The organism is Bradyrhizobium oropedii, from assembly GCF_020889685.1.
GTDB lineage: Bacteria > Pseudomonadota > Alphaproteobacteria > Rhizobiales > Xanthobacteraceae > Bradyrhizobium > Bradyrhizobium oropedii.
Window position 1 is genome coordinate 46,008 of sequence record NZ_JACMYO010000023.1, and the last position, 16,494, is coordinate 62,501.

Consider the following 16,494-nt stretch of genomic DNA (forward strand, 5'->3'; position numbering starts at 1 on the left):
CGAGACGGCGTTCCGCATCTCGAACCAGGATGTCGCGGCAGGGCGCCGCGAGCTGCTCGAAGGGGACGGCGCGCTCGCCACGGCACCATTCATCGAACCCGTCCCGCGATATCGTCAATACGATGACCCGCTGGAGAAGGTGATCGACGATCCGCGCCTCTCCCATTTGTCGCGGCAGGGGCGTGAGGCGTTCGTGGAGCTGGCGTTGTCGGGCCTGTTCGACGGCAAGGACTCGAAAGGCGCCGTCAAGCGAGAGTCGAAGTACAACCCCTATATCCATCAGGTCGAGATGCTTTTCCGCGGCTCACGCCCCGGGCAGCCGGGGATCGTCACGTCCGGCACCGGTTCGGGAAAGACCGAGAGCTTCATGCTGCCGATCCTCGCGACCATCGCCAACGAGGCGGTCAAGTGGCCGGCTCCTGGGCCGGGCTTCCTGCAAGAGAGGTGGTGGGCGGGTGGCGACGCGTTCGTGCAGATGCGCCGCCACGAAAGCCAGCAGCGGCCCAAGGCGCTGCGCGCCATCATCCTGTACCCGATGAACGCTCTGGTCGACGACCAGATGGTGCGTCTGCGCCGGACGTTGGATTCCGACGAAGCCCGCGCCGTGATGGACGAGCGGTTCGCCGGGAACAGGATCTTCTTCGGACAGTACACGAGCGCTACGCCGGTCACCGGCTACGAGAAGCATCCGCGGAAGTTCCAGGACAAGGCGGAGAAGGCGAGGCGTGCGAGACGCGGCGAGCAGCTCCGCGAAGACATGCGCCGGTTCGAAAGCGACCAGGAGGCCGCCCGAGAACACGACCGGGAGGAACGCCGGAAGGCCGCGGCAGCGGGCAAGAAAGCGCCGGATGCGACGCGCTTCATCTTTCCGTCCGTGGACGGCGGCGAGATGGTGAGCCGCTGGGACATGCACCGCGCTCCGCCAGACATTCTCGTCACCAACGCCTCCATGTTGGGGACGATGCTGTCGCGCGAGGTCGAGGACAAGGTTTTCGAGGCTACGCGGGAGTGGCTGGCGAACGACCCGGACGCATATCTGTTCTTCGTCGTCGACGAGCTCCATCTCGTCCGCGGGTCCGCCGGCACGGAAGTGTCGTTCCTCATCAAGTCGCTGCTGCAGCGCTTGGGCCTCGACGATCCGAAGAAGCTCCACAAGCTCCGCATCCTGGCCTCCAGCGCGTCGCTGCCGCTGGACGGCGACAACAGGGAGCGCAGCCTGCAATATCTCCACGACCTGTTCGCGCCGTACGGCACGAGCGTAGGTCCGGCCGACACCGGCAAGCAGGACATCGGCTTCTGGCTGGACTGCGTGGTGCCCGGAAAGCCGCACCTCGATCAGGTCAAGCTGACGACGCTGCCGACCGCGCCTTTCGAGATGCTCGTGGACGCCTCGGATCCGGAGGGCGTGCGGCTCGTCCGGGACGTCATGCCGACGAAGGAAGTGAAGGCCGCGTTGGCGTCCGTCGCGGCAGCCATCGGCCTGGACTCCGCAGACGCAGATTTCGTGCCTAAGCTTTCAGTGCGCGCCGCCGAGATGCTGACAAGCGCATGCATCGTCGACGGAAATTTGCGGGCGACGGCCGTCGACAAACTTGCGGAAAAGCTGTTCGGCTCCAACACCGCCATGAAGGCGCTTCGCGGGCTTCTGCTCGCCCGCGCGCTTCCGGAAAGCGACGGCCATGAAGCCGAGACGCCGGTTAGGCTGCCTTCTTTCCGCTTCCATGGCTTCATCCGGAACGTCGAGGGTCTGTTCGGATCGATCGATCTCGGAAACGCCGGCGCCCGCATCGCGGACCTCACGATGGAGCGCGGCGTCTCCCACGGCAAGCCGGCCCAAGGCGAGGTGCGGGGACGTCGACTTTTCGAACTTCTCTACTGCGAAGCCTGCGGCGAGCTCTTGCTGGGCGGACAGCGCGGATCCTCCTCCGGGAGCACCAAGGTCACCGAGCTCCTGCCTTCTGCAGCGAACCTGGAGGCCATCCCGGAGAAGACCGGGTCTGAATACTACGACAAGATGACTTGGGAGCAGTTCGCGGTGTTCTGGCCCAAGACAGCGGAGCCCCGGACTTCGGAGCGCGGCTACGATCGCTGGGACCGAGCGTCGTTGGATCCGACATCCGGAGCCGTCACCGAGCGCGACGACGTTCCGGCCGGCCATGTCGGCGGCTACGTCTATTTTCAGACCGACGACGCAATGGAGAACGCCAAGGGAAAGCAGGTCCGGCTCAGGATGGCGCAGCCGTTCTGCTGCCCGAAGTGCGGCACGGACTATTCCCTCAGAAAGCGCACCGGGCGGGCCAATTCTCCGATCCGCGCGTTCAGGACAGGCGTCGGCAAGGCGTCGCAGATGGTCGCGACCGAGCTCTTCGAGCTGCTGCACGCGATCGGCGCTCAGGCGAAGAGCATCGTCTTCTCCGACAGCCGGCAGGACGCCGCCAACCAGTCGCTGGAGATCGAGCGGCTGCATCTTCGGGACCTTCGCCGAGAGATACTGGTTACGGCCGCGCGGGAGTGTCTCGCGGAGGCGCAGGCGAAGTACGTCAGCGATGACGAAAGGCAGCGGCTTCTCGGCGAGCTCAAGGGCGACATGAAGGCCATGATGGCGCGAATGGCCGAGTGGACCAAGATGGACGACGAGCTCAAGGACATCGACCTCGGCTCCAGGAAGATCCGTCTCGACTATCTCCTGCAGTACGGCAGCCGGGGCGACGCGCTTTCACGCATCACGGCCGAGTTCGTCGGGCTCGGCATCCATCCGTTCGACGAGGTCGGGCGGGAAGAGTTCGGCGATAAGCCGTGGTGGAACGCTTTCGCCCGCTCCGGAGGCGTCAGTCGTTTTTCTCCGGGTCTTGCGGCGGATCAGCGGCTCGATCTCGAGAAGAAGATCATGGAGAACCAGTACGAGCTGGTCGAGGACGTGATCTTCGCCAACACGTTCTTCGCATTGGAGGAGACGGGGCTTGCCTATCCGTCGCTGTCGCGCGAGTCGACGGACGAGTCCCGGAAGCTCGATGCCTGGCTGCGGGTGTTCGCGAGCGCGACCAGGGTCCGGGAGGGCAAATTTTTCGACCGCCACGACTTCTTAACCTGGGACAAGCCGAGCGTCGTGCCGCAGAGGAACAGGGTCCGGCGGTTCGCCAACAAGGTGTTCGGCGCGTCGGTGGACGCGGGTTTGAAGCAGGTTCTCGACGATCTCGCGTCGATTGGGCACAAGGGTGGGGTCATCGAGATCGGCAAGCTCCATCTGCGCGTGGCGGAGGCCGGCGATCCGTTCTGGCGATGCGAATCCTGCGAACGCGTCCACCTGCACAGGGGTGAGCAGATCTGCACGCGCTGTTATCTTCCGTTGCCGGACACGCAGACCGGAACCGTCGAGAGCTTGTGGGAGTCGAATTTTCTCGGCCGGCGCATCGTCCGCGGCAGCGGCCAAGGCATCAAGCGCTTCCGCCTGAAATGCGAGGAGCTGAGCGGACAGACCGAGGATTTCTCCGATCGCCTGCGTCGCTTCAAGGACATCTTCGTCGGGCAGACCAACGAGGTCGGGCGGCTCGCCGAAGAGATCGACATGCTGTCGGTGACCACCACGATGGAGGTGGGCATCGACATCGGGTCGCTGCAGACGGTCTACCAGGCGAACATGCCGCCGCAGCGGTTCAACTATCAGCAGCGCGTCGGCCGCGCAGGCCGCCGCGGCCAGGCGTTCTCCTTCGTCACGACCTTCTGCCGCGGTCGCAGCCACGACGCCTTCTACTTCCGACATCCGGAGTCGATCACCGGCGACGCGCCGCCGCCTCCGTTCCTTGCGGTGGACCACGACCCCATCCCGCACAGGCTCCTTCGAAAGGTCTGGCTGCGTGCCGCCTTCGCCGTGGTGAGGGACGACTGCATAACCCGCGGCGAGCCTTTCCCGGGCGACGATCTCGTGCCGCCCGACGTCCACGGCGAATACGTTCCGACCGGGCCCTTCTACGAGGCCGGCTCCTTGTGGCCGGACAGGCTGCTGCAGGGCTTGCGCCAGACGCAGGAGATCCGGGACCGGTTCGTGAACTCCGCGGTGCTCGATGCGGCTCAACGGAAGAGGCTTCTCGCCGAGGCGACGCCGGAGAAGCTCATCGCCGAGATCATGTCAAAGAGGGAGGCGGCCCCGCGCGACAGCGCGGGCCTGGCGCAATTCCTGGCCGAGCAGGGCCTGTTGCCCATGTACGGAATGCCGACGCGCGTGCGCGAGCTTTACCTGAAGATGCGCACCAAAGGGGCTGGCTCCGAGGAAGAGCTGTCGTGGCTGTCGATGGACCGCGATCTCGACATGGCTATCTTCGAGTTCGCACCCGGCAGCATGCTCGTCAAGGACAAGCAGAAGCACAAGGTGGTCGGCTTCACCGGCAATCTCATCGATCCCGAAAGGCGGGGAAACAAGATCGTCGTCCATCCTCCGATGACAAGTTGGATCAGCGAGTACGGGTACGTGGGATCGTGCCTTGCGTGCGGCGCCGCCACGCATGAGCGCGAGGCTCCAGCCGGCGCCGTCCGGTGCGACGACTGCCACGGCGATCTGCTTCCGGCCGACTTCCGTCACTACATCTCTCCGACGGCGTTCAGGACCGACTTCAGGCCGGAGGCCGGCGACCTCGACGAGATCGGCATCATGTCCACCAGGACCGTCGCGACGGTCGCCCGCGAGGGCAAGCCGCAGGACGTCGGCAGCATCCGGGTCCATGCCGGCGCCGGCACGACCATCATGCAGTTGAACGACGGCCGCCCGAACGAGCTGGGCGAGCAGGAGCTCTTTACCGTCGACCTCATGACCGACCAGGAGGTGGTTCAATTCCGGAAGAGCTTGCAATTGCCGATGCAGGCGATCGACCAGGAAGTCTCCATCGACCGCAAGAACATGCGTTTCCTGAAAACCGACGACGGCGTGGGGCAGTTCGGGCTCTTCGCGAGGAAGGCCACCGACGCCGTCTTCGTCGAGGCGAGGAAGTTCAACCAGCGGCTGAACATCGACCTCGTCGCGAAGGCCGGCGAGCGAACGCACATCGCCGCGAGGGCGGCGGCGATCAGCGCGACGCATCTTCTAGTGCAGAAGGCCGCGCTCGAGCTCGATGTCGCGCCCGACGAGTTTGAAGCCCTTGAGCCGCGGCTGCGGCACGGCCGGCCGCTGCTGCAGATCGCCGATACTCTGATCAACGGGTCCGGACTTTGCCGCCGGCTTTGCCAGGCCGACGCCGGGGGACGTCCGGACATCGCGCGCATGATCGAGGAGATACTGACCGCAAAGAACGAGTGGCCGCTCGTCGACTTCATGGACGCCGATCACGAGGCGCAGTGCAACACGTCCTGCTACATGTGCATCCAGCAATACCAGAACCGCCGGTATCATCCGCTCCTGGACTGGCGGCTCGGCTTGGCCTACCTGCGCGCCATGATTGACCCCGGCTTCCAGTGCGGTCTCGATGGGAATTTTGATACCGATCCCGAGCTCAAGGGCTGGCTGCCGAAGGCGCATGCGCTGGCGGAATCGGTCGCCTCGATGCGGCCCCGGTTCTGGCGTGCGGAGCGGGCGGGGCCGATGGGGTTGCCATGCCTCGTCGAAGCGGACGGACAGGGACGGGTCAACAGGCGCCTGATCGTGATCCATCCGCTCTGGCGCGCGGATCCGACCCTCCTGACCAAGCTGGGCGTCGCGTCCCCGGGCGTCCGGACGCTCGACACGTTCGATCTCGAACGCCGGCCGCTGCGCGCGCTCGAGATGGCCGGCGAGAGGCCACCGGCGCCGCCCTTCACCGCGAACGCCGCCGCGGGTTAGCCCCGGCCAGATCGAAAAGTCGTTGAAGGATGCGGTCCAGCTTTGCCGCATCCTTCACCTGACATTCCCAGATGATGGCGCTTCGCCATCCGGAGCGCTTCAGAAGCCGGCGGGCCGCCTTGTCCCGCCGCGCGTTTCGTTGGAGCTTCTCGGTCCAGTAGTCCGCGTTCGTTTTCGGCAGGCGCGCGCGCTCGCAATGATGCAGGTGCCAAAAGCATCCGTGAACGAAAAGGACGGTCTTCCATCGCGGAAAAACCAGGTCGGGCGTGCCGGCAAGGTTGGCGTCGTGGATCCGAAAGCGCAGCCCGAGCGCATGCGCGGCCTTGCGCACGGCGATCTCCGGCTTCGTGTTCCTCGAGCGGATCTGCGCCATCGTCCACGACCGAAGCGACGGATAGCTATCCTTCGGACGCCCCGTCGCGGCCCCAGCCAATTTGCGGGCCTTCAGGTGATGCCGCCTAGGACGTGCTCGGACAGGTGCTCTGCGATCGATTGCCATTGGCCGTCCTCATAGCCGTCGGTGAAGGCGCTTTCGAGGCCGCGGGAAGGGCGGCTCCGAGCAGATCGGCCGGCTTCCCGACGAGGCTGGTCAGCCTGCCGGCCAGGCTGGGGTGCTCAAGACGCGCGACGGTTTGGCGCAGGCTTCGCGATCCTCGAAGGCGATCTCGGCGGCTTCTAGCGGGCCCAGGCTGGCTTGATGGCCCTCCACCATGGAGTGATGAACGACACGGACAGCGGGGGTTCCCCCGTGCCAACCGTCCGAACCTCCGAGGGACCTTGGAAGGATCGCGACCGCTTATGCCATATTTCCGTGCCGACACCTTGTCCGGCCGTAGCGACTCACCCTAACCACGCGCTGGCAACCGCAGGACCTCGAACGAACAATGCCCGGCCGACACATCGAACTACCGAAGACCGGTTATGCCATCGAAATCGACGGAATACTGAAGTCGCAGTTCAGCACCAAGAAAGGCGCGGAGGATGGCGCCATCGAGCTCAAGCGTCGCTTTCCCAAAGGTCCGAATCCGCATCTACGATGCTGAGGCCCAGACGAGGTTCGATCCGCCGGCGTGACGAGCCGTTGTACGAAAGCATGGAGCAGGGTGCCCCTGCCAATCTCCTGCCTGCTCGCATCTGCTGAAGCTCGCCGCGCTGCATTAACCCGCCCAGACCGCTCGCCGTGCCGAACGCCTCGGCCCACTTACGCCGATCGTCCCGACCTCGGACAATGACCATAAGGCCGAAGCAACCGCAGATAATCGGCCCGTCAAACCTGAGAAATTCCACGCTCTGGAGACCGATTTAGACAACCGGTGCGGGGCCTTAGGGAAGAAGCAAATCAAGTTGGACAAGAAGCAAAGTGTTTTGGATTTTGCATAACACCGCCATGAAGGCGCTTCGCGGGCTTTCGCATAAGGTTCATTACGCGAACCGTGTCTCTCGCGACGAGTTCGCCCTGCCGTGTTCCGCAGGCGCAGCGCTAGGGGTGCAGACTCGAATCCAGCGCGAATGACTCAGATCCAACCAAGATCGACAAGCGCGACCAATTCCTTGACCGCGGCATTCGCACAACCAGCCTTATGCGAAGTCGAGCTCGCGTCAAAGCGCCTAAAGTGACCCGTCGTCTGGGATCGGTCGCCGTCACGCGAGAGTGTGGAATGGCGAGTGCCAAAATCGAGTCCAGCCAGTGCCAAATTCCAGCGTGGAGCACAGTCGGTGCAGCAGAAGCGGTGGTTGTTCTCGGTGAATAGCCAAGATTATCTTGCGAGGTAAATGTCGCCTCGGATTTCACTTATCAAGCAAATTGCGGTATTTTTGTACCTCTATTCGATCCCGTCCTGCCTGCTCCCGGTCAGATCGCGTCTGCGAGAACACCGCTGGCTGGGTCGGGAAGACGCGCAAAATTTGCGCAGGTTGCTATCCTCGGCTGGCTTGTGCTCAGCAGCCCAGGAATTCAAAAATTCGATTTATCAGTATTGATGTAGGCCGCAATCTGAGTGCGAGCCATAACTTCCGCACTACCAGTTTGTGGTTTTCCAAATCACGCTTCGTTCCATTGTTTTCGATTGTGCGTGGCGCGGAGGTTTTCCAAAAAACGTTAGCATCTCCTACGAGTGCAAAGAATTTTAAGTCCCTTGCGTCTACCAGTTCCGCCACGTCCGCGTTGCGCCAGGCGCGCCGACTTCTAGCGCGTTTGGGCGCAGAGTGGAATTGCGATTATCCGGTGCTAACAAGTGCGCTTTCAAAGGCTTAAGCTGCGGCCTGCAATTCCATTTGCGTCGGCGGCCGAGCGTTGGGATAAGCAGCGCGCCGCCGCGATTGGGCCTCAATCCGGACACCGGCGGCTGCTTTAGGCAATCTCAACACAGTCGGATTAAGTAAGCTGAATGTCTGTTCGTTTCCCACGCCGCCCGAATCTGCTGCGCGCGGCAGCCGTTGTTGTGCTGCTCACGTCCGGCGCGGGCGTTTCCGGCTGCGCACAGATCGGCGACAGCGTGCCGTCGGCGTTCGCTGATCCCGCCAAATACGACCTCTATGATTGCAAGCAGCTCGAGACCGAGCGCAAGGGCCTCGCGAGCCGCGCAGAGGCTCAGGAAAAGCTGATGGCCAAGGCGGAGACCGGCGTCGGCGGGACCGTGGTCTCGGAGGTGGTCTATCGCAACGAGCTGGTCTCGATCCACGCCCAGCAGCGGCTTGCGGAGCAGGCCTGGCGCAGCAACAAGTGCCATGAAAGCCCGCCAGACGCTCCGGCGGCCGCACCCGTGGCGCCCACGCCGGCGGCGAGTGGCCCGCGTGCACCGCGAGGCCTCATCCACTAAGTCGGCGCCTTGGCGCAAAGCGGATTGCGGTTCGCGCAGGTACGGCGCGCTCAGCCGGACAGCTCAGGCGCGCCAGTCGTAGATCCAGTCCTGCCGCGCCAGCATGCGCTGCGGACCGATGGCGCGGATCGCAAGGTCGCGCGCCACCGCCAACGGTCCGCTCAAATGATAGATGCGGCCCTGCTGCCGCGCCATACGCTGCACCTTCAGCGCGCGCGCGCGTCGCATCCGGGCGTAGCGCTTCAGCGCGGCGGGAATATTTGCGGTGTTCTCCCCGGTGCTGTCGCTCAACGCTTTTGCGAGCACGGCCGCGTCCTCGATCGCCATACCGGCGCCTTGCGCGGCAAACGGCAACATCGCATGCGCGGCGTCGCCGAGCAGCGTCACCGCGCCTTCGCTCCAGCGGCCGATGTCGGGCAGGGTGAACAATGCCCATTTGCGCCAGCCATCGACCGCGCCGATCAGCATCCGGGCCGTCGCGGGCCAGCGCGCGGTGGCGAACGCAGCCTTGATCTCGTTGATCTCGCCGGGCGCGCTCCAGCCCGGCCGGTTCCAGGTGCCTGATACGATCGCGACCACATTGATCTGGCGTCCGGCCGAGATCGGATAGGCCACGAGATGGGCGTCCGGCCCCATCCACAGTTGCACGCGCGGTGCGGTGTATTCACGCGGCAGGGCGTTTGCGTCGAGCGTGCCACGCCAGGCGATCAGGCCGGAGAATTGCGGCTGTACATCTGGAAACAAATGTCCACGCACCGACGACCAGATGCCGTCGGCGCCGATCAGCGCAACGGCCAATTCCTCCTGGCGTGAATTGCCGCGGCGCTGCACGACCGTCAGGCCCTTGGCGTGCTTGGTCACATCCTCGAACTGGCAGCCGAGCCGCAGGTCGATATCGGGATGGTCGTTGACGGCGGCCTGCAACGCGGCCTGCAGATCGGCGCGGTGGATCACCCAATAGGGAGCGCCGGCGCGGAACTCGGCGGCCTGGCCGAGCGGCATGCGTGCGATCTCGCCACCGGCGCGCGCGCTCAGGATGTTGACGGATTCCGGCGTGACCGCGCGCCGCGCAAGCGGTTCCTTGAGCCCGAGCTCGACCAGGATGCGGCTGGCGTTGGGAGAGAGCTGGATGCCGGCGCCGGCTTCCTCGAGCCGCTCGGCCTTCTCCAGCACCACGACGCGAAAGCCTTGTGCCGCCAGTGTCAGCGACGCCGTCAGTCCTCCGATTCCGGCGCCGGCAACGATGACGGTTCGCGTCAGCGCCACGGAACGGTCAGGCGACCTTGTCTTTCAGCACGCATTCCGGTGGCCGCGCTTCGCCGGCGGCGAGGTCGGATGCGAAACGATAGAGCGTCGAGCAATACGGGCAGATGATCTCGTTGTCGTTGCCGAGGTCGAGGAACACGTGCGGATGGTCGAACGGCGGGTTGGCGCCCACGCACATGAACTCCTGCGATCCGATCTCGATCACCGAGACACCGGCATCGTTATGGAAGTGCGGGACGACGTGGTCGGACATATTCTCACCTTGGTGGCAACGATGGGCAGACGCAATCAATAGCATGCGGCATCGTGAAATGCCGCGCACCATACTGGCGGGAACAGTTGATTCCTAGAGCCCCGATGGCTCATTTGCTCATGCAAATTCGACACAATCTTGTCGTCCCAGAGAAGCCCTTCTTTGGTCGGAGCCGTTGTGTCTCAAAAACGGCACACTATTTCCACAGCGACTTGAACAAGGCGACTTAAACGTGAGATTTCCAGCGGAATGAACGGGGTGCGCCTCAGTCTTGCGGTGGCCGGCCTGGCTGCGAGCGCTGCGGTGGGCGCGGCCATTTGGCCGCATGCCCGTGACGCTGGCGCGCTGCTGTCAGCGCGGGACGATCCGGCCGCGCTCGCCGACCTCAGGCTCAATTCCGTCCTGCGCAACAACCCGGCGTTGATCTCCGACAATATCGAGGCGGCACTCGCAGCCGGCGATGCCGACCTTGCGACGAGCTTTGTCGCGCTCGCGAGCGAGAAGAAGATCGCGCTCAATGATGAGCTCACAAGGCGCGTCGACGACGCGCGTGCCGAACAGTCATCCACCACGCATTTCGCCAAAGGGTTCGCCACCGGGCTCGTGACCGGCAATGCCGACGATATCGCAAGCCTCTCCGGCACGGTCGCGGGCGACCTGTTCGTGTTCGGTGATGTCAGGGACGTCGTGCGCGAGGGCAAGCACCTCGTGATGGGCGAGGACACCGACCAGCTGGTGCTTGGCCTTGCCGCCGCCGGGCTTGCCGTGACCGCCGCGACTTATGTTTCGGTCGGCGGCGCCGCGCCGCTGCGTGCCGGGCTGACGCTGGTCAAGGATACGCGCAAGGCCGGACGGCTGAGCGAGGGCATGATCGAATGGGCCGGACGCTCGACGCGCGAGGTCGTCGACCAGCCGGCGCTGCGCGAGGCGGTCGCATCCGGCTCGGTGCTTCGGCCTGCGGAAACTGCAACCGCGATCCGCGCGGCATTCCGCGCCGAGAAAGCCGGCGCATTGGTGCGCGTCGCCAAGGACGTCGGACGGATCGGCGAGGCGGCCGGGGTTCGCGCCGCGCGGGACACGCTCAAGGTCGCGGAGAACCCGCAGGAGATCGCGCGTGCGGCCCGCATCGCCGAGGCGAAGGGCGGCCAGACCCGCGCGATCCTGAAGCTGCTTGGCCGCGGCGCGCTGCTGCTGGCGGCGGGTGCATTCAATCTATCCATGTGGCTGTTCGGCGCGCTGCTTGCGCTGTTCGGCTTCCTGTCGTCGATCAAGGCCACCACCGAGCGGACCACGGCGTGGTGGCTCCGACGACGCAAGGCGTTGCGCCTGAAGCGGCAGCTGGCCGCCACAGCTACTCTGGCGAGTATGCCCGTTCAGGGCTAAACTTGCGGTCGCCGGTCGATCGCAAATCCCCAATCCCAAATCCCGATCCCAAGAAAAAACGGAATGGATGATGCCGAGTTTCCATCACGGCGATGTTGAGATTGCCTATATCGACGAAGGCGACGGCGAGCCGATCGTGCTCGTGCACGGCTTTGCCTCGAGCAAGAACGTCAACTGGATCTATCCGACCTGGGTGTCGGATCTCGTCAAGGCCGGCCGTCGCGTCATCGCGCTGGACAATCGCGGCCACGGTGAATCCGCCAAGCTCTACGACGTCGAGCAGTACGAGATCGCGACCATGGCAAGCGACGTGATCGCGCTGATGGATCATCTCGGAATCGCGCGCGCCGACATCATGGGATATTCGCTGGGCTCGCGGATGACCGCGATCCTGGCGCGCGAACATTCCGATCGGGTGCGCTCGGCGATCCTGGGGGGCATCGGCATCGGGCTGATCGAGGGCGGCGGTCCCGGCGAGGCCGTCGCGCTGGCGCTGGAGGCGCCGTCGCTCGACGATGTCACCGATCCGGTCGGGCGCACCTTCCGCGCCTTTGCCGATCAGACCCGCTCCGACCGCCGCGCGCTCGCGGCCTGCCTGCGCGGCTCGCGCCGGTTGATGACGCGCGAGGAGGCGGCCGGCATCCGCGTGCCGGTTCTGATCGCGGTCGGCAGCAAGGACGAGATCGCGGGCTCGGCGTCAGCGCTCGGCCGGGTCATTCCGGGGTCGGAGGTGCTCGACATTCCGAACCGCGACCACATGCGGGCGGTCGGCGACAAGGTCTACAAGACCGGGGTCATCGACTTCCTGTCGCGGCGAGAATAGCCCGTCGGCAACGTTCTCGTCATCGTCCCTGGCAAAGGCGCGCGTAGCCGCGATCAGCACCACGAAGGTCGCGACCCACACCATGCGCGCGCCGTAGCGGTCGTGCGGCCCCGAGATCACGCCGCAGATGACGGCATTGCCGAGCAGAGCGAGCGTGATCGTGCCCGCCAATAGCGTCAGATCGTCGAGCCGTCGCTGCCACAGCCCGCGGCCGAACAGCAGCACGACCAGCAGCATCGAGGCCAGCGCGACCGGCACGTGGATGCGGTTGATGGCGGTGAAGTCGAGATGCCATTTTTGCTGCCGCGCCGCGCGCATCGGCGCTACCTGCGCGGGAATGTAGCGCTCGATGATGCCGTAGGTGTGCGGGATCCAGCCACTGGTGCCTTCGCCGGTTGCGACATGCATCAGCTGGTCGACGGTTGCGGTCAGCGCCGCCTTGGCCTGCCATTCCGGATATTCGGCCAGCGAACGCTGCACGATGTAGCCCATCTCGTCGTTCAGTCCCTTGAAGCGGCCGAGCGTGTTGAACATGCTGTGGCCCCACAGGAAGTCATCGGCGGTCGGCGGCAACTCGTTGCGATAGGGGCAGAGCTTCAGGTTCTCCTTCGCGCAGTTGTCACGCAGATATTGCGTGACGATGCCATCCTGCAGCATGCGGCCGAAGGCGACGCCGATGCCGCCGGGTGTCCAGGCGAGCTGTCCGGACAGCGCGAAATTCGCCGCCAGCAGCATCGCGGCACCCGCGACGGTGGTGAGGCTGCCTTGCACGAGGCTTGCGACCGGGATGCGGCGGCCGAGCCACGGACGCATCATCCAGCCGACGCAGCACAGGCCAAGCAGCACCGCGAGCGTCGCGCTGTGTGTGGCGGCCGAAAACGCGGTGAAGCCAAACAGCACCGCCTTCTCCAGCGTCGAGATCCTGTCACCGCAGAGCACGAGGATGAAGAGCGCGAGCACCGAAAGGCCGGCAAAGATGTCGGTCAGCAGCATGCTTGCGAGCCATGGCAGCGCGGTGGTCGCGATCAGCGCGAGGCTTATCGCGATCAGCCGGACCGGGCGAGCGAGGTCGAGCACGCGCAGCGTCAGCTGCAGGATCCACAGCGTCGCCAGCGTCTGGACGCCGAGGTTGAACCAGAAGCCCGATGCTTCGCCGAGATGGAGGTAGATGCCGAACACGGTGGACCGGCTCGGCACCAGATAGCCCTCGTACCAGCGCGCCAGATAGCCGCCGGTATCCCACTGGAGCAGCGGATAGCCGTTCCAGAAGGCAGGGGCGAGCAGGAGCAGGGGGATGGCAATGGTGGCGACCCAGACCGACCGGGCATCGGTCAGGCGGGCCCGTAGACTCCGGGTATTGATGATGTTTCCCCCTTTATTGGGGCCGACCATGCCCAAAACCACACTGCGGACGAAATCCGCCAATAGTTGCAGACGCACGGCTTGATTTCGGCAAAATCCCGACCAATTCCCCTAGACGCCGGTCCGGGGAGCGTTCGGCTGGGGTTTACCGTGCTAAGCCTTCCCGGGACGCGCTGGGTCCATCGTGCTATAACGCACGTCAGAACAACCGAATTGCGAGAGCAGCTATGGCAGTTCATCAGGTCAATCCGCAGGGTGCGAAGCTGGCTTCGCTCGATCCGATCTGGGAGCGGATCCGCGGCGAGGCGGAAGATATCCTGCGGCGCGAGCCTGAGCTCGCAACCTTCATCTATGCGACCGTGCTGCATCATGAGCGCCTGGAAGATTCGGTGGTCCATCGCATTGCCGAGCGGCTCGATCACGCCGCGCTGTCGGGCGACCTGATCCGCCAGACCTATAGCGAGGCGCTGCGCGACGAGCCCGATCTCGGCAACGCCTTCCGCGCCGACCTCGTCGCCGTCTATGACCGCGATCCTGCGACGTCGCGCTTCATCGACCCCTTGCTCTACTTCAAGGGCTTTCACGCGCTGCAGACCCATCGTCTCGCGCACTGGCTCTTTCAGAAGGGCCGCAACGATTTTGCCTTCTACCTGCAGAGCCGCTCGTCGGCGGTGTTCCAGACCGACATCAACCCGGCGGCCAGGATCGGCCGCGGCATCTTCCTCGATCACGCCACCGGTTTCGTCTGCGGCGAGACCGCCGTCATCGATGACGACGTCTCGATCCTGCATGGCGTCACGCTCGGCGGCACCGGCAAGGAGAACGAGGATCGCCATCCGAAGATCCGCCACGGCGTGCTGATCGGCGCTGGCGCCAAGATCCTCGGCAATATCGAGATCGGTCATTGTGCGCGCATCGCGGCGGGCTCGGTCGTGGTCAAGCCCGTGCCGCACAACGTCACGGTTGCGGGCGTGCCGGCGAAAATCGTCGGCGAGGCCGGCTGTGCCGAGCCGTCGCGCACCATGGACCAGATGCTCAATGCGATCGGGCTTTGATTTCATTCGCTTTCTGATCGGCGGCACGCTTTAGCGTGTGCGCAACATCACGTCGCCAAAGCCTGAAAAGGCTCTGGCGATCTTTGCCGTCTCGTCCTAAAACTCCCCCGAAAATCATCGATCGATTGGAGACGGCAGTGGACGTTCAGGAAGTCAGGAAGCTCGACGCGTATCTCAAACGCGTGTTCAGCAATCCCAAGATCCGCGTTGTGCCGCGGCCCAAGAAGGACGACTCCGCCGAGGTCTATATCGGCGAGGAGTTCATCGGCGTGCTGTTCGTCGACGACGAGGACGATGATCGCTCGTTCCAGTTCCAGATGGCCATTCTGGAAGAAGACCTGAGCGAGCAAGGCTGAAGAGCCTTGCCCAAGTTCGTCATTGCGAGGAGCGAAGCGACGAAGCAATCCATGTCACCGCTCGCGGAAATATGGATTGCTTCGCTTCGCTCGCAATGACGGCGCAAGTCATCCCTTCGCGCTGTGCATCTGCGCGGAGAGGCGGTTCATCGCGGTGGCGATGTCGCGCCATTGCACGAGCCAGCTGCGCGGAAAGCGGAAGGTCAGATCGGCGCCCTCGATGCGCTGCTCGCTCAGGCACATGCCGGGCGTCGATGTATCGCGCGTGCAGCGCGCGGCGAGCTGCGGCTCGGTCGCAGTGAACAGGTCCTCGCCGCCATAGGGCGTGCCGTCGCGGAACGCGCGTGTCGTCAAGCCGTCGTCGGTATTCGCGCGCTCGTCCAGATAGCGCGGATAGATCGTACGCAGCCGCATCTCCGGCGCCAGTGAATCGTGGTGGGCTGCGATCGACACGAAAATCCTGTCGATCGGCTGCACCTTGTCCTCGACCGTATCGGCGCTGTAGTGCTTCGGGGCGGCAGGCGCCTCCAGCGACGGATAGAGGAAGCTCAGGTCGACGCGCTCCTGCGGCCCGGAATGGCGCTGGATCTTCATGCGCACGGCCATGGTCGGCACGTTGAACAGCGTGCCGCCGACGCTCACCGGCAGCCGCGACGGGTCGCTCGGCGGGACGGTCGTATACGTTGGCCACAACAGATAGGCGACGAGCGCAATCGCACAGGCCGCGATGACCGCTGAGGCGATGATCGGAACGAGGTGCGCGCGCGGGTTGCGGCGGGTGTCGCGGGCGAGATGCTGGGCCGTCGAGAGAAGCGTCATGAACGAGGCAAAGACCAGGTCGAGGGTGGCCGAATCACCTGCCGAATATGCCACGCGGCGCGGAATTTCCGTACGATTCCAAAGGAATCCCTCAGCGAATGGCCATGCGCAAACGCAGCGCCAGGCGCCGCCGGTTAACCTTTCCTTAAGGATGATGTGGCGGCTGGCCGCCAATTCTGCGAAGCAGGAGCGAGTGGCTTGTTGCGTAGCGGAAGTTCCGATGTCGCCTGATACCTTGAATTCCCTGTTCTCCCTCTTCATCGGCTTCGCGTTCGCCGGCGCACTGGCCAACGGTTATCAGGCGATGGCGGAGCGCCCGGCGGGCTTCGGCCTGCTGCAAGAGGGCGTGGCGCCGAAGACCTTCGCCGCTGTCCCGTTTCTGGTCTTCGCCGCACCCTTCATCATCATGCGCAACACGCTGCGCGGCGCGCGCATCGAGCGCCGCCGCTTCGAGTTCGTGATGATGGCAACCGTCATCTCCGGCTTCTGGAGCCTGATGTCGGGCACCTTCTTCATGATGACGCTGCGCGCGGCGGGCGTGCTCGGCTGATC

At 64.6% G+C, this 16,494-nt stretch carries 11 protein-coding genes and 1 pseudogene; 7 read left to right on the forward strand and 5 right to left on the reverse strand.

Annotation, left to right across the window (positions count from 1 at the left end; all coding sequences use genetic code 11):
• The first annotated feature begins 139 nt into the window (after positions 1-139).
• Positions 140-5,806 (forward strand): DEAD/DEAH box helicase, encoded by a 5,667-nt coding sequence (locus tag H8A95_RS09310; RefSeq protein WP_229182888.1) that lies wholly within the window; start codon positions 140-142, stop codon positions 5,804-5,806.
• On the opposite strand, the gene H8A95_RS09315 is transcribed toward H8A95_RS09310, so the two are convergent.
• The gene (locus H8A95_RS09315) at positions 5,781-6,239 is read right to left on the reverse strand and encodes a very short patch repair endonuclease (protein WP_274617395.1); all 459 of its coding nucleotides are present in this window, start codon (positions 6,237-6,239) and stop codon (positions 5,781-5,783) included. The genes H8A95_RS09310 and H8A95_RS09315 overlap by 26 nt on opposite strands.
• A gap of 1,954 nt (positions 6,240-8,193) precedes the next feature.
• Here H8A95_RS09315 and H8A95_RS09320 point away from each other — a divergent pair.
• Positions 8,194-8,625: a twin-arginine translocation pathway signal gene (locus H8A95_RS09320; protein WP_229182890.1), complete on the forward strand. Its 432-nt coding sequence runs from the start codon at positions 8,194-8,196 to the stop codon at positions 8,623-8,625.
• A 63-nt stretch (positions 8,626-8,688) separates the two neighbouring features.
• On the opposite strand, the gene H8A95_RS09325 is transcribed toward H8A95_RS09320, so the two are convergent.
• A complete protein-coding gene (locus H8A95_RS09325; RefSeq protein WP_229182891.1) occupies positions 8,689-9,891 on the reverse strand; it encodes an FAD-dependent monooxygenase in 1,203 nt (400 codons plus the stop codon).
• A gap of 7 nt (positions 9,892-9,898) precedes the next feature.
• The gene (locus H8A95_RS09330) at positions 9,899-10,144 is read right to left on the reverse strand and encodes a zinc-finger domain-containing protein (RefSeq protein WP_018272338.1); all 246 of its coding nucleotides are present in this window, start codon (positions 10,142-10,144) and stop codon (positions 9,899-9,901) included.
• Between the two features lie 249 nt (positions 10,145-10,393).
• Between H8A95_RS09330 and H8A95_RS09335 the strand changes: the two genes are divergently transcribed.
• Together H8A95_RS09335 and H8A95_RS09340 are read left to right on the forward strand one after the other, a co-directional pair.
• Positions 10,394-11,527: a hypothetical protein gene (locus tag H8A95_RS09335; RefSeq protein ID WP_229182892.1), complete on the forward strand. Its 1,134-nt coding sequence runs from the start codon at positions 10,394-10,396 to the stop codon at positions 11,525-11,527.
• Between the two features lie 70 nt (positions 11,528-11,597).
• Entirely contained in the window at positions 11,598-12,350 is a 753-nt protein-coding gene (locus tag H8A95_RS09340) for an alpha/beta fold hydrolase (protein ID WP_229182893.1), read from the forward strand.
• Positions 12,351-12,365: 15 nt separating this feature from the next.
• On the opposite strand, the pseudogene H8A95_RS09345 reads toward H8A95_RS09340, so the two are convergent.
• Positions 12,366-13,742, reverse strand: a pseudogene (locus H8A95_RS09345) (hypothetical protein); the annotation flags it as partial.
• A 197-nt stretch (positions 13,743-13,939) separates the two neighbouring features.
• Here H8A95_RS09345 and cysE point away from each other — a divergent pair.
• Both cysE and H8A95_RS09355 read left to right on the forward strand, forming a co-directional pair.
• On the forward strand, positions 13,940-14,767 hold the full coding sequence (gene cysE, locus H8A95_RS09350; protein WP_229182894.1) for a serine O-acetyltransferase: 828 nt from the start codon (positions 13,940-13,942) through the stop codon (positions 14,765-14,767).
• Positions 14,768-14,904: 137 nt separating this feature from the next.
• Complete coding sequence (locus H8A95_RS09355; RefSeq protein WP_163161378.1) at positions 14,905-15,123, forward strand: DUF3126 family protein; 219 nt, start codon at positions 14,905-14,907, stop codon at positions 15,121-15,123.
• Between the two features lie 108 nt (positions 15,124-15,231).
• On the opposite strand, the gene H8A95_RS09360 is transcribed toward H8A95_RS09355, so the two are convergent.
• Positions 15,232-15,942: a hypothetical protein gene (locus H8A95_RS09360; RefSeq protein ID WP_229182895.1), complete on the reverse strand. Its 711-nt coding sequence runs from the start codon at positions 15,940-15,942 to the stop codon at positions 15,232-15,234.
• Between the two features lie 220 nt (positions 15,943-16,162).
• On the opposite strand from H8A95_RS09360, the gene H8A95_RS09365 reads away from it, so the two are divergent.
• On the forward strand, positions 16,163-16,492 hold the full coding sequence (locus tag H8A95_RS09365) for a DUF6949 family protein (protein WP_229182900.1): 330 nt from the start codon (positions 16,163-16,165) through the stop codon (positions 16,490-16,492).
• Positions 16,493-16,494: the final 2 nt, after the last annotated feature.

Coding starts and splice junctions, on each gene's coding strand:
- H8A95_RS09320 (WP_229182890.1), top strand. CDS start 8,194: ATGTCTGTTCGTTTCCCACGCCGCCCGAATCTGCTGCGCGCGGCAGCC.
- H8A95_RS09330 (WP_018272338.1), bottom strand. CDS start 10,144: ATGTCCGACCACGTCGTCCCGCACTTCCATAACGATGCCGGTGTCTCG.
- H8A95_RS09335 (WP_229182892.1), top strand. CDS start 10,394: ATGAACGGGGTGCGCCTCAGTCTTGCGGTGGCCGGCCTGGCTGCGAGC.
- H8A95_RS09340 (WP_229182893.1), top strand. CDS start 11,598: ATGCCGAGTTTCCATCACGGCGATGTTGAGATTGCCTATATCGACGAA.
- cysE (WP_229182894.1), top strand. CDS start 13,940: ATGGCAGTTCATCAGGTCAATCCGCAGGGTGCGAAGCTGGCTTCGCTC.
- H8A95_RS09360 (WP_229182895.1), bottom strand. CDS start 15,942: ATGACGCTTCTCTCGACGGCCCAGCATCTCGCCCGCGACACCCGCCGC.
- H8A95_RS09365 (WP_229182900.1), top strand. CDS start 16,163: ATGTCGCCTGATACCTTGAATTCCCTGTTCTCCCTCTTCATCGGCTTC.